Origin of the sequence: Micromonospora sp. WMMD980 (assembly GCF_029626035.1) — a bacterium.
Classification (GTDB): domain Bacteria; phylum Actinomycetota; class Actinomycetes; order Mycobacteriales; family Micromonosporaceae; genus Micromonospora.
In genome coordinates this window covers 6,030,756-6,043,733 of record NZ_JARUBE010000003.1, presented here as the reverse complement: position 1 = coordinate 6,043,733, position 12,978 = coordinate 6,030,756, and the positions used below count along the sequence as shown (strand labels likewise).

Below are 12,978 nucleotides of genomic sequence, written 5' to 3'. Positions count from 1 at the left end.
CGACTCAGGACGGACAGGGGGTGGTCACCGCCACCCGGACCCGCTCGTCGACCCGCTCCGCCAGCACGGCCTGCTCACCCGCCCGGGCGTACCTGTCGACGGAGTCCACCACCGGCGCGGCGCCGGCGCCGAACGCGGCGGCCAGCCGTTGGTCGGCAGGCGCGGCCGCCTCGGCACGGGCGGTCCGGACGGTGCCACCGCCGGGGCAGGGCGCGGTCAGCACCTGGACCGGCCCGCTCGCGCCGCCCCACCGGGCCAGCGCGCCGGCCAGCGCGGCGGACTCTCCGGCCGCGTCGGCGGCCGGGGCGCGGTAACCCGCGCCGACCGGACGGCAGCCGGTGGCGACGGTCAGCAGCACCCGCCCGGGCCCGCCGGGCCGGCCCTCGACCGCCACGAAGTCGCCGGCGTCGGCGCGCAGCAGCGGCTCGCCGTCGAACGACGAGACGCCGGCCCGCCAAACGGACGGCAGTCGGTCGGCCACCCGACGCAGCACGTCCCGGGCGTCACCGCCGGCGGTCGCCACCTCGATGCCGCGCTCCAGCGCCGCGCCGCGCTCCAACGGCGTCACCCGGCAGTCGCGCTCCAGCCGGTCCGGCAGGAGCGCCGGCACCCCGACCGTGCCGATCGCGGCGCTCAGCTCGCCGATCGCCCGGTCCACCACCGGACCGGCCTGGTCCAGCGAGCGCTGCTCCTTGACGGTGGGTGGATCGTCGCGGACGGACCACCAGGTCAGCCCGGCGAGCAGCACGGCCCACACCACCGTGGCGGCCACCAACCAGCGCTGCCGGCGGCGGCCGGAACCGGGCTGGTCGGGACGGGTGGGCGGGGCGTAGCCCGGCGGGACGGCACTCACCGGGTCATGGTGCCACGCGTCGGCGAACCGCCCGCCCGCGCCTCGGCACCCCGGTCAGGCCGGGACGGACCGGCGGGACAGCAGCCACAGCAGGTAGAAGGGCCGCTGACGCAGCTCACCGCGCCGGTCGGCGTACTGGTCGGCGGCGAGCACGGCGGAGAAGAAACCGCCCGCCCCGAGCATGCCGAGCACCGGCGCCAACTGCGCGCCCTCCACCGCGACCAGGGTGGCCGCGACGGTCGCCACCGCGGCGCCGGCGGCCTGCACGGCCGACCGTCGGGCCACCCGGGCGACCTCGGAACGCGCCGCGCGCACACCTTCCTGGATCTCCGCGTCGAGCTTCGCCAACTGCACCAGCGCCTTCTCCGGATCGGTGTCGACGTCCAGCATCCGCCCCCGCAGGTAGGCCTGGGTCGCGGCGAGCGCGTCGCCCTCCTGGGTGAGGATGGCGCAGTAGTCGCGCAGCGAGGTGCCCTCCAGCATCGGCAGGTCCAGTCGGAGCAGCGGGGTGACCAGGCGCGCCTTGACCGGGTCTCCACTCGGCACGTCGACGACCCGGTGCCCCTTCACGATCAGGTCCAGCGTGCGGTCCGGGTGGTCCCCCAGCTCGATCCGACCGACGCTGTCGAAGGGCGACGAGGTCGACTGGGCGTCCGGCGCGCGGGACTCCAGGTGGCTGCGGCGGGAGGTCTGCGGGAAGTAGACCAACTGGCCGCTCTCCAGCAGCGGCGCGCAGTCCCGCAGGTACGCGCCGAGCCTCTCCAGGTCCTCGCACTCGGCGTAGAGGTCGTCGATCTGAATGTCCTCGAACCGGCACTCCCGTCCGCAGCGGGACGGATCCTCCCCGCACCGCTTGCACCGTTCACGGTTCGCCAGGTAGCACAAGGCGCCGCCGGGCTGGGAGAGAACCAGCTTGGCGGTGACCAGCGTGGCCCGTTTGGTGAGGAACGAGAGATCCTGGTCGAGACTGGCGACCGAGACGTCGAACGGACGGGACCGGCCGGACCGCCCCGCCGGCGGCGCGAGCTCGCGGGCGATCTCCTCGCCCCGGTTGCCGTCGATGAAGTCGACCAGGTAGCGACGGGCGTAGCCGGCGACGTCGTCAGGCACCTCGGTCCCCTTTCGGTGCGGCGGAACGCCGCCGCCCAGCGTGCCACGCCCGGGCAAGGACCGCCGTGGACGCCCGTGGCCCGCCACCCCGGACGGGGGCGGCGGGCCACGATCTCAGCACTGTCAGGCGGCGCAGGTGTTAAGAAGGGGCCCTTCCTCTACCGGAAGCGTTAACAGGGGGCCGCTCCTTACACCTTCACGGTGACGGTGACCTCGTTGATGCCGCGCGCGGCGGTCACGGCGGTGTCGCCGTTGCCGTGCCGGGACAGCGCCCGGAGCGTCCACGAGCCCGGCGCGGCGAAGAAGCGGAACTGGCCGGCCGGGGACGTCACCACCTCGGCGGTGAACTCGCCCGTCGAGTCGAGCAGCCGGACGTACGCGCCCGGCACGGCCTCGCCGGACTCGGCCAGCACCTGGCCGGTGATGACGGTTTCCTTCTCCAGGTCCAGGCTGGCCGGGAGCGGGGCGGCCTGGTCCGGCGCGGCACAGCCGGCAGCGGTCGGAGCGGTCGGAGCGGTCATGGTCACGCCTCCCCGGGCTCGTCGCCGAGCGCCACCGGCACACCGACGAGCGAGCCGTACTCGGTCCAGGATCCGTCGTAGTTCTTCACGTTCCGGTGCCCGAGCAGCTCCTGGAGCACGAACCAGGTGTGCGACGAGCGCTCGCCGATCCGGCAGTAGGCGATCGTCTCCTTGCCGTCGTCCAGCCCGGCGTCGGCATAGATCTTGCGCAGCTCGTCGTCGGACTTGAACGTGCCGTCCTCGTTGGCCGCCTTGGACCACGGCACACTGATCGCGGTCGGCACGTGCCCGGCCCGCTGCGCCTGCTCCTGCGGGAGGTGGGCCGGGGCGAGCAGCCGGCCGGCGTACTCGTCGGGGCTGCGCACGTCGACCAGGTTCCTGGTGCCGATCGCGTCGACCACCTCGTCGCGGAACGCGCGGATCGACGTGTCCGGCGCCTGCGCGACGTACTGCGTCGCCGGGCGGGTCACCGCGTCGGAGACCAGCGGGCGGGCGTCCAGCTCCCACTTCTTGCGACCGCCGTCGAGCAGCTTGACGTCGCGGTGACCGTAGAGCTTGAAGTACCAGTACGCGTACGCGGCGAACCAGTTGTTGTTGCCGCCGTAGAGGATGACGGTGTCGTCGTTGGCGATGCCCCGCTTGGAGAGCAGCGCGGCGAACTGCTCCTGGTTGACGAAGTCCCGCCGGACCTGGTCCTGGAGGTCGGTCTTCCAGTCGAGCTTGATCGCGCCGGCCAGGTGGCCGGTGTCGTAGGCCGAGGTGTCCTCGTCGACCTCGACGAAGACGACGCCCGGGGTGTCGAGGTTCTTCTCGGCCCACTCGGCCGAGACGAGTGCGGTGTCGCGACTCATCAGATCACTCCCTGGTGAGGATGGGTGGTGAGCCTGCGCGCGGAGATCGAAGTCGGTGGTTGTCGCACCACGCGCGGGACCCAGAGCTAGGAACGGATCACGGGTACGTGCGACGGCGCCGCTGCCGGGCGTTCGGGGGGTGTGGTGGACCCTTGGTGCCGATGGCCGCTCAGGCGGCCGGAGACAGCCCCGCCGTCAGATGACGGGGCGACACAGGCAGGTGGCCACGCGGCACAGGTCGACCGCGCGCCGTTTGGTGAGGTGGGTCCCCATGGGCAGGGACACTACCAGCCGTCCCGGCATGCGCCATCGATCCGACCAGCATGCGAGACGTCGGCACCGCCAGCCGGGAGCGCCCGGCCAGCTTTCAGCCGGCGGAGTTGATCGGGACGTTCTTGGCGTCCGCGTCGACCACCAGGCCCGCAGGCGTCGGCTGGACCTTGCGGAGGTTGAGCTGGAACGGCAGCTCCGGCAGCGGCACGTCGATCGAGATGCTCTTGGCGTAGTTGGCCAGCAGCGTCCGCGCCAGCGCCACGTTCGGCAGGCCCTCGGCGGTGAGGTCGTTGAACCGCAGCGCCACCTTGCCGCCGGCCACTGTCACGTCGGCGGTGCCGTTGACGGTCAGCTTGACGCCGAGGATGTCCACCGGGGCGGTCACCGCCAGCTTGCCGTCGCGCTCGCCGAGCGTCAGGCCGGGCCGCTTGATCAGCTTGGCCAGGCTGTCGTAGGTGACGGTGCCCCGCCCGTCGACGGTCTCGGCCACCACGTCGCCCTGGCCGGAGCGGAGCGTGTCCAGCGAGGCGGTCACGTTGCGGGCGTCCACGTCCAATCGAGGCACGTCCACCGCGCCGCCCTGCACGTTGCCCTTCACGTCGGTGAGCTGGATCGAGATGCGCTCGTACCTGCCGGCCAGCACCTGGTTGAGGAACGGGAAGCCACCCACCTCGACCTTGGGCGCGGCGGACTGCGCGTCCTGCTTGGCGAGTTCCTGACGCACCTGGTCGGCGATGGCCCGCTCGGCGACGCCGGCAGCCACCCGGTCGGCGACGACGAGCAGCCCGGCCAGCACCAGCAGCAGGACGACGAAACCGATCAGCACCTTCCGGCCCCGGCGACGGGGCCGGCCCTCCGCCGGGTACGCCTCTGCCACGCCGCCTCCAAGCCTCGCCGCCGTCACCGCGTCTCGCGGCGCAACCGTACTTACCCGGGGCGGGACTTCTCCAACCGGGCGCTCAGAGGAAGAGCACGCACATGGCGTACGCGGCGGGCGCGGCGAGCGCGAAGCCGCCCAGCGGCCCCTGCATGTGCCGGGCCACCCACATGGTCGGCGGCTCACCGGCCATCAGGCGGCCCGCCTCGGCGTATCCCACGGCGAGGTCGGCCAGCACGGCGGTGGCCGCGGTGACCACGCCGACCAGCGCGGCGCTGGTCGGGGTGAAGCCGACCAGGTAGCTGCCGAGCACGGCGCTGGTCAGGGTGCCGATCATGGCGCCCGCGACGACGCCCGCCGCGCCGCGGGGCACCTGTGGGGCGAGCCGGGGCCACGGCGCCACGGCGTCGGTCAGCCGCGCCACCAGCAGGGCCACCCCGGCGGCGGTGAGACAGACGGTGATCGCCTGGGTGCCCTTGGGGATCCGGCTGAGCACGATCAGCGAGGCGAACGCGACCACCCCGACGACGATGAGCAGGGTGCCGCCCAGCGAGTCGGTGACCCGGACCCGGTCCACCCGGCGGACGAGCTGCCCGAGCACACCGAGCACGAGGCCGGCGACCGCGGCGTAGCCGAGCGGGGCCAGGCCGGCGATGTCCGACCGCACGGCGGCGACGTCGGCGATCGCCGCGGTGCCGGCGCTGACCAGCGCGACCACCAGCAGCGCGGGCGGTCGCATGGCCATCGTCCAGGCGAGCACGTAGAGCAGCTGGACGCCGAAGATGATGACCGCGAACGGCAGCCGGTGCCCCGGGCCGGCGGTCTGCGCCCCGAGCACCAGGCCGACGCCGAGCAGCGCGGCGAAGCCGGCCACGGTCAGGGCCAGCGGCCGGCGGAACTCCACCGGCGGCACGTCCTCCTCGGACGCGCCGTCCGAGGCGTCTTCGGGGCGGCGGCCGGGGCCGCCCTTGCGGAGCCGGCGCGGGCCCTTGCGCTCCCGCCGCGCCCCCTCCTCCTCGGCCGGCCCGGTGCGCGGGGCAGGCGGGTAGCCACGGGCGGGGGCGGACGACCCGGAGGACGGGTCGTCGGCCCACGGGTCACGACCGGCGTCGCGCGAGGTGGAGGGAAACACGCCCCGATCGTGCCAGACCCGGGCGGCTCGGCGGAGGTCACGGTTTCGGCAACGTTAAAACCTGCGCCGCGATCGAGGGCAGAAAGGGCAAACGGGAAAAGGCGCGAAGGTGACGACCGGACCATCGGTTACGCTCAACCCGTTACCCCGCCCGTCAGCGACGCCGGGACCCACGCAAGTTCACAGCGCCGCCCGCACCGGGTGGGCCGCTGGTCGCGCGCGGCCGAAGGGCCGCCGGGACGGAGGTGATCGTGGAGCTCCTGCTGCTCGTGACCGCACGGGCGGGTGAGCCGTCGGCGGTGTTGCCGGCACTCGACCTGCTGCCGCACTCGGTGCGCACCGCACCCCGTGACGTGCGCACCCTGGTGTCCGGCCCGACCCCGGACGCGGTCCTGGTGGACGCTCGCTCCGAGTTGAGCGAGGCGCGGGCCACCTGCCGGATGCTGCACGCCACCGGGATCGGCGTGCCGCTGGTCGCGGTGGTGACCGAGGCCGGCCTGATCGCGTTGAACGCCGACTGGGGCGTGGACGACGTGATCCTCGCCGGGGCCGGCCCGGCCGAGGTGGAGGCGCGGTTGCGGCTCGCGGTCGGCCGGCTGAGCAACGCCGTCGCCGGCGCCGGCGGTTCGATCCGGGCCGGCGAGCTGAACATCGACCCGGACACCTACGCCGCGAAGCTGAAGGGCCGGCCGCTCGACCTGACCTACAAGGAGTTCGAGCTGCTGAAGTTCCTCGCCCAGCACCCGGGGCGCGTCTTCACCCGCGACCAGTTGCTGCGCGAGGTCTGGGGCTACGACTACTTCGGCGGCACCCGCACGGTCGACGTGCACGTCCGGCGGCTGCGCGCCAAGCTCGGCTCGGAGTACGAGTCGATGATCGGCACGGTCCGCCAGGTCGGCTACAAGTTCGTCGTGCCGCCGTCGCGCTCGCTGCCGGAGTCGGAGCCGGCCCCGCTGCCGGTCTGACCGCGCCCAACCGGGGCAACTTTTCCCATACGCACTATTTGCCCACTGAGTCCCTCATATCCTGACTGCCGGATTCGTCAGGATGAGGGGAGTCAACGGTGCGTGTGGTGACCACGGGGGCGGCGAACGGCCGGTACCACTGATGTCCGGCTCGACGCTGAAGGCGGTGGCGGTCGTCACCGCCGTGCTCGCCGGGCTGCTGGCCTCCGCGTACGCGCTGGGCCGCAGCCTGGTTCCCGAGCAGCACCCGTCGACGGCGGGCGCGACCACCTCGGCCTACGGCCCCCGCTACGCCGACCAACCGCCGAGCGGCGACCCCGGCACGCCGAGCCCGGACCCGACCCCGGACCCGGCCGACGGAACGGGCCCGTACGGCGCGCACGTCAGCACCGGCTCCGCCCGGGTCGCGCTGACCTTCGACGACGGCCCCGACCCGCGATGGACGCCGCAGGTGCTGGCCCTGCTGAGCCAGTACGGCGTGCGGGCCACGTTCTGCGTCGTCGGCGAGAACGCCGAGAACTACCCGGACCTGGTCCGGTCGATCGCGGCCGAGGGGCACACCCTGTGCAACCACTCCTGGAAGCACGATGTCAACCTCGGCAGACGCACCCCGGAGACGATCCGGGCGGACCTGAGACGCACCAACGACGCCATTCTGGCCGCCGCGCCGAACGCCCACGTCGCCTACTACCGGCAGCCGGGCGGGGTCTGGACGCCGCAGGTGGTGTCGGCCTGCACGGAGCTGGGCCTCACCCCCCTGCACTGGAGCGTCGACCCCTCGGACTGGAAGACGCCGGGCCCCACCGCCATCGAGACCACCGTCCGCACCCAGACCGGCCCGGGGGCGATCGTGCTGATGCACGACGCGGGCGGCGACCGCTCCGGCACGGTGGCCGCGTTGCAACGGCTGCTGCCCGAACTGCTGGCTCGGTTCGAGCTGGAGCCGCTGCCCACCGGCGCCGCGTGACGAGCACCACTCCCGACCGCGTCGCTCCACCGCGAACGGCGGCCCGGAGGCCGCTACCGTGACGGGGATGAGCACCGAGCCGACGAGTGGTGGCGGTCCCGACACGGCGACGCCGGGCCACCGGGTGTCGCCCGCCGACCGGCTGACCGCGCCCGAGGTGGCCGAGGTGCTGACGCTGGCCCGGGCCGCCGGCGACGCCGACGGCGCCGACCCGCTCGACGAGCACGTGCTCCTGCGGATGCGCGACCCCGGGGCGCCGGCCGTGCACCTCACCGCCCGCGCGGCCGACGGGACCCTGACCGGGTACGCGCACCTCGACACCACGGACCCGGCCAAGGGGGTCGGCGTGGAGCTGGTGGTGCATCCGGCGCACCGGCGGCGGGGCACCGGCCGGGCGTTGGCCCGGGGCGTGCTGGCCGCCGCCGAACCCGGTCCGTTGGGCGCCTGGGCGCACGGGGACCACCCGTCAGCCGCCGCGCTCGCGGTCGACCTGGGCTTCACCCGCGCCCGCGTGCTCTGGCAGCTGCGCCGCCCGTTGACCGCCGCGCCGCCCGCGCCGGCCCTGCCCGAGGGCGTCGAGCTGCGGGCGTTCCGCCCGGGTGAGGACGACGAGGCCTGGCTGGCGGTCAACAACGCGGCGTTCGCCCAGCACCCCGAGCAGGGCCGGTGGACCCTCGACGACCTGCGCGTGCGCATCGCCGAGCCGTGGTTCGACCCGGCCGGCTTCCTGCTCGCGGTGGACTCCGCCACCGGCCGGCTGCTCGGTTTCCACTGGACCAAGGTGCACGAGCGGCCCGGGTCGGCCCGGATCGGCGAGGTCTACGTGCTCGGCGTCGACCCGTCGGTCCACCGCGGCGGGCTCGGTCGGGCGCTCACCGCCGCCGGCCTGGCCCACCTGCGCGACGCGCGGGGGCTGGACCGGGTGATGCTCTACGTCGACGAGAGCAACACCGGGGCGGTCGCGCTCTACGAGCGGCTCGGCTTCGCCCGCTGGTCCGCGCACGTCAACTACCAGCGCGACTGATCGGCGACGAAGACCTCGGCGGGCGGTCACGGGAGCGTCACGCGGACGGCTCGGCGCGGTAACGACTGCCCGGATAAATCGCCTTAAAGGCGATAGCGGGCCGCGAGTTCACGAAATGGACAGGCCCACCTCAGCCTACGGCCATCCCGTCGGCCGAACGTGTTCATCGCCCGTTCACTTCCGACCGGCGAACCGTCCACCTGGCCCTCCTAACTTTCACGTCAAGCCGGTCAGCGCCGGCCCCCGGCAACCCCGGGCGACCTGACCAAAGACGTGAAGGGAAACCCCTCAAGTGAAGCTCCAGCGGCACGGCGCCATCGCCTGTCTCGCTCTTACCGCGGTTCTCGGTCTCAGCGCCTGCGGCTCGGACAACAACGAGCCGACCGGCGGTTCCGCCTCCGGCTCCGCCGCCGCCGTCGACTGCGGCAAGGGCACGCTGAACGCGCAGGGCTCCTCCGCGCAGAAGAACGCCATGGCCGAGTGGATCAAGGCGTACCAGCAGAAGTGCGCGGGCACCACGATCAACTACGAGCCGAGCGGCTCCGGCGCCGGCATCCAGGCGTTCATCGCCGGCACCGCCGACTTCGCCGGCTCCGACTCCGCGCTCAAGCCGGAGGAGCAGCCGCAGGCCGACGCGAAGTGCGCCGGCGGCCAGGCCCTCAACCTGCCGATGGTGATCGGCCCGGTCGCGGTCGTCTACAACGTCAGCGGCGCGGACAACCTCCAGTTCAGCCCGGCCACCCTGGCGAAGATCTTCGCCGGCAAGGTGACCAAGTGGGACGACGCGGCGATCAAGGCCGACAACCCGGACGCCAAGCTGCCGTCGGCCGCGATCCAGGCGGTGCACCGCTCCGACGAGTCGGGCACCACCGACAACTTCACCAAGTACCTCTCCAAGACCGCCGAGGCGGACTGGACCTTCGGCAACGCCAAGGCGTGGAAGGCTCCGGGCGGCGTCGGCGCGGCCAAGTCCGACGGCGTGGCCAGCAAGGTCAAGAGCACCGACGGCACCATCAGCTACGTCGAGCTGTCGTACGCCGAGAACTCCGCCCTGAAGATGGCCAAGATCAAGAATGGGGCCGGCGAATTCGTCGAGCTGACCGGTGACTCGGCCGGCAAGACCATCGCCGGGGCCAAGTTCGAGGGCCAGGGCAACGACCTCAAGATGTCGATCGACTACAACACCAAGGAGGCCGGGGCCTACCCGATCGTCCTGGCGACCTACGAGATCGTCTGCAGCAAGGGCCTCGCCGCCGACAAGCTGCCGCTGGTCAAGGGCCTGCTCGGCCACGCCGCCAGCGCGGAGGGCCAGCAGGAGCTGGCCGAGCTGGGCTACGCCCCGCTGCCGGACGCCGTCCGCGCCAAGGTCGAGGCCGCCGTCAAGAGCCTCTCCTGACGCCCTGAACGACACCTCCTCAACGCGAAGCGAGCGAGCAGATGGGTGACACCCCTCACCGCTCGGCGCACGCCGGCACCGGCGGGACCCCCGTGGCCACGAGCCACGAGCGGCCCGCCGGTGCCTCGGCGCGTGTGGCCGAGCGCTCCGGAAACCCTGGCCGCCCCGGCGGCGACCTCGGCGGGGGCGGCGGCCTCCCGCGCGCCCGCGCCTTCGGCGCGGAACGGGCGTTCCACGGCCTGACCCTGGCCGCCGGCAGCACCGTGCTGGTCATCATCGCGGCCATCGCGATCTTCCTGATCGCCAAGGCCGTACCGGCGCTGCGGGCCAACACCGAGTCCTTCTGGACCTTCGAGGGCTGGTTCCCGAACGACAACCCGCCGAAGTTCGGCATCGGCGCGCTCGCCTTCGGCACGGTGCTGAGTTCGCTGCTGGCGCTGTTCATGGCGGTGCCGGTCGCGCTGGGCATCGCCCTCTACCTGTCGCACTACGCCCCGCGCCGGCTCGGCAACGGCCTGGGCTTCCTGATCGACCTGCTGGCCGCCGTGCCGAGCGTGGTCTTCGGCCTCTGGGGCCGCGACTACTTCGCCGGCCCGGTCGCCGACCTCTCCGCCTGGCTGCACACCTACTTCGGCTGGATCCCGATCTTCGGCGACGGCCCGTACGGCAGCTCGATCCTGCTCGGCTCCGTGGTGTTGGCGATCATGGTGCTGCCGATCGTCACCTCGCTCTCCCGCGAGGTGTTCCGGCAGACCCCGACCGCCAACGAGGAGGCCGCGCTCGCGCTCGGCGCCACCCGCTGGGAGATGATCCGCACCGCGGTCCTGCCGTACGGCCGGCCGGGTGTCATCGCCGCGGTGATGCTGGGCCTGGGCCGGGCGCTCGGCGAGACCATCGCGCTCGCGCTGACCCTCGGCTCGACGTACGCCATCTCGTTCAACATCCTGCAGAGCGGCGGCAACTCGATCGCCGCCAACATCGCCAACCGGTTCGCCGAGGCGAACGACACCGGCCGGGGCGCGCTGATCGCCTCCGGTCTGGTGCTCTTCGCGATCACGCTGATCGTCAACATCACCGCCCGGGCGATCATCTACCGGCGGCGCGAGTTCACGGAGTCCGCGGCATGACCTCCACTCTCACCCCCCGCCGCCCGCGCCCGCCGGCCCAGCCGGCCACGCTGCGGGCCCGGCGGCTTCCCGCGTACGCCGCGCCCGCCCTCGCCGTCGCGGCGCTGCTGCTCGCGGCCGGTCTGGTCTACGGCGCCGGTATCGGCGGCGCGGTCCTGGTCGTGGTGCTCGGCGTGCTGCTCTACCTGATCGGTCTCTTCGCCGCCGCGAACGCGGTGGAGGGCCGACGGTCGGCCCGTAACCGGATCTGGAGCGCGCTGATCCACTCCGCCTTCGTGCTGGCCGTGCTGCCGCTGGCGTCGGTGGTCTGGACGCTGGTGAGCAAGGGCTCCGGACGGCTGGACGCCGACTTCTTCGGCACCTCGATGAACAACATCGGGGCGCGGGACGCCAACGGCGGCGCCTACCACGCGATCGTCGGCACGCTGGAGCAGGTCGGCATCGCCGCGCTGATCACCGTGCCGCTCGGCGTGCTGTGCGCGATCTACGTGGTCGAGTACGGCCGGGGCCGGTTCGCGTTCGCCATCCGCTTCTTCGTGGACGTGATGACCGGCATCCCGTCCATCGTCACCGGCCTGTTCGTGCTGGCCTTCTGGGTGCTCATCGTCTCGCCCTGGTTCAACGACGGCCGGCCGAGCTTCTCCGGCTTCGCCGCCGCGCTGGCGTTGAGCGTGCTCATGCTGCCCACCGTGGTGCGGTCCACCGAGGAGATGCTCCGGCTCGTGCCGGCGCCGCTGCGCGAGGGCGCGTACGCGCTCGGCGTACCGAAGTGGAAGACCATCCTGCGGGTCGTGCTGCCGACCGCGCTGCCCGGCATCGTCACCGGCATCATGCTCGCGATCGCGCGGGCCGCCGGTGAGACCGCGCCGGTGCTGCTCGTCGCCGGCGGCGGCGCGGCGATCAACTTCAACCCGTTCGAGAACAACCAGTCGTCGCTGGCGCTCTTCGTCTATCAGCAGGCCGGCGAGGCGTCGAAGTACTCGCCGGCGCGGGCCTGGACCGCGGCGCTGACTCTGGTCGCGCTCGTCCTCGTCCTGACCGTCGCCGCGAAGCTGCTGGCCCGTCGAAACCGGCTCGGCCGATGAACCCCGGAGGTACCGCCACCATGGCCAAGCGCGTCGAAGCCGCCAACGTGACCGCCTACTACGGCGGTTTCAAGGCGATCGAGAACATCAACCTGACCGTCGAGCCGAAGACCGTGACCGCCCTCATCGGCCCGTCCGGCTGCGGCAAGTCGACGTTCCTGCGGTCCATCAACCGGATGCACGAGGTGCTGCCCGGCGCCCGGGTCGAGGGCAACCTGGCCATCGACGGCCAGGACATCTACGACCGGGACGTGGACGTCACCGCGGTCCGCCGGATGATCGGCATGGTCTTCCAGCGGCCGAACCCGTTCCCCACCATGAGCATCTTCGACAACGTGGTGGCCGGCCTGCGGCTCAACGGCGTGCGGCGCAAGTCGATCCTGGAGGAGGCCGCCGAGAAGGCGCTCCGCTCGGCGAACCTGTGGGACGAGGTGAAGGACCGGCTCGGCAAGCCCGGCGCCGGCCTCTCCGGCGGTCAGCAGCAGCGCCTCTGCATCGCCCGCACCATCGCCGTCGAGCCGCAGGTGGTGCTGATGGACGAGCCGTGCTCGGCGCTGGACCCGATCTCCACGCTGGCCATCGAGGATCTGATGTTCCAGCTCAAGGACAAGTTCACCATCATCATCGTCACGCACAACATGCAGCAGGCCGCGCGGGTGTCCGACCGCACCGCGTTCTTCTCGATCGAGAAGACCGGCGACCCGGGCCGCCTGATCGAGTACGACAACACCCAGAAGATCTTCAGCAACCCCACCCAGAAGAAGACCGAGGACTACATCACCGGCCGCTTCGGCTGA

At 72.7% G+C, this 12,978-nt stretch carries 14 protein-coding genes; 7 read left to right on the top strand and 7 right to left on the bottom strand.

Features of this window, described 5'->3' with window-relative positions; all coding sequences use genetic code 11:
- Positions 1 to 4 precede the first annotated feature (4 nt).
- From O7618_RS28530 to O7618_RS28505, 7 genes are all read right to left on the bottom strand, one after another.
- On the bottom strand, positions 5 to 853 hold the full coding sequence (locus tag O7618_RS28530; RefSeq protein ID WP_278109224.1) for a hypothetical protein: 849 nt from the start codon (positions 851 to 853) through the stop codon (positions 5 to 7).
- A 54-nt stretch (positions 854 to 907) separates the two neighbouring features.
- Positions 908 to 1,963: a hypothetical protein gene (locus tag O7618_RS28525; protein ID WP_278109223.1), complete on the bottom strand. Its 1,056-nt coding sequence runs from the start codon at positions 1,961 to 1,963 to the stop codon at positions 908 to 910.
- Positions 1,964 to 2,151: 188 nt separating this feature from the next.
- Complete coding sequence (locus O7618_RS28520) at positions 2,152 to 2,484, bottom strand: DUF1416 domain-containing protein (RefSeq protein WP_278109222.1); 333 nt, start codon at positions 2,482 to 2,484, stop codon at positions 2,152 to 2,154.
- 2 nt (positions 2,485 to 2,486) lie between these two features.
- Entirely contained in the window at positions 2,487 to 3,335 is an 849-nt protein-coding gene (locus O7618_RS28515) for a sulfurtransferase (protein WP_278109221.1), read from the bottom strand.
- A gap of 195 nt (positions 3,336 to 3,530) precedes the next feature.
- Positions 3,531 to 3,608 carry an Ms5788A family Cys-rich leader peptide gene (locus O7618_RS32300; protein ID WP_310503780.1) on the bottom strand — a complete coding sequence of 26 codons (78 nt, stop codon included), beginning with the start codon at positions 3,606 to 3,608 and terminating at the stop codon, positions 3,531 to 3,533.
- A 94-nt stretch (positions 3,609 to 3,702) separates the two neighbouring features.
- Positions 3,703 to 4,485 (bottom strand): DUF2993 domain-containing protein, encoded by a 783-nt coding sequence (locus O7618_RS28510; RefSeq protein WP_278109220.1) that lies wholly within the window; start codon positions 4,483 to 4,485, stop codon positions 3,703 to 3,705.
- Positions 4,486 to 4,567: 82 nt separating this feature from the next.
- The gene (locus O7618_RS28505; RefSeq protein WP_278109219.1) at positions 4,568 to 5,617 is read right to left on the bottom strand and encodes a hypothetical protein; all 1,050 of its coding nucleotides are present in this window, start codon (positions 5,615 to 5,617) and stop codon (positions 4,568 to 4,570) included.
- Positions 5,618 to 5,862: 245 nt separating this feature from the next.
- Between O7618_RS28505 and O7618_RS28500 the strand changes: the two genes are divergently transcribed.
- The 7 genes from O7618_RS28500 to pstB all read left to right on the top strand — a co-directional run bounded on the left by O7618_RS28500 (position 5,863) and on the right by pstB (position 12,978).
- Positions 5,863 to 6,582 carry a response regulator transcription factor gene (locus O7618_RS28500; protein WP_278109218.1) on the top strand — a complete coding sequence of 240 codons (720 nt, stop codon included), beginning with the start codon at positions 5,863 to 5,865 and terminating at the stop codon, positions 6,580 to 6,582.
- A gap of 142 nt (positions 6,583 to 6,724) precedes the next feature.
- Entirely contained in the window at positions 6,725 to 7,549 is an 825-nt protein-coding gene (locus O7618_RS28495; protein ID WP_278109217.1) for a polysaccharide deacetylase family protein, read from the top strand.
- A 67-nt stretch (positions 7,550 to 7,616) separates the two neighbouring features.
- Positions 7,617 to 8,573 carry a mycothiol synthase gene (mshD, locus tag O7618_RS28490; protein ID WP_278109216.1) on the top strand — a complete coding sequence of 319 codons (957 nt, stop codon included), beginning with the start codon at positions 7,617 to 7,619 and terminating at the stop codon, positions 8,571 to 8,573.
- Between the two features lie 292 nt (positions 8,574 to 8,865).
- On the top strand, positions 8,866 to 9,969 hold the full coding sequence (gene pstS, locus O7618_RS28485) for a phosphate ABC transporter substrate-binding protein PstS (protein ID WP_278109214.1): 1,104 nt from the start codon (positions 8,866 to 8,868) through the stop codon (positions 9,967 to 9,969).
- Positions 9,970 to 10,010: 41 nt separating this feature from the next.
- Positions 10,011 to 11,096, top strand: coding sequence for a phosphate ABC transporter permease subunit PstC (pstC, locus tag O7618_RS28480; RefSeq protein ID WP_278109213.1), 1,086 nt, complete (start codon positions 10,011 to 10,013; stop codon positions 11,094 to 11,096).
- Positions 11,093 to 12,181, top strand: a complete 1,089-nt coding sequence (gene pstA / locus O7618_RS28475) for a phosphate ABC transporter permease PstA (RefSeq protein WP_278109212.1) — start codon at positions 11,093 to 11,095, stop codon at positions 12,179 to 12,181. Before pstC ends, pstA begins: the two co-directional genes overlap by 4 nt.
- Positions 12,182 to 12,201: 20 nt before the next feature.
- Complete coding sequence (gene pstB / locus O7618_RS28470; protein WP_278109211.1) at positions 12,202 to 12,978, top strand: phosphate ABC transporter ATP-binding protein PstB; 777 nt, start codon at positions 12,202 to 12,204, stop codon at positions 12,976 to 12,978.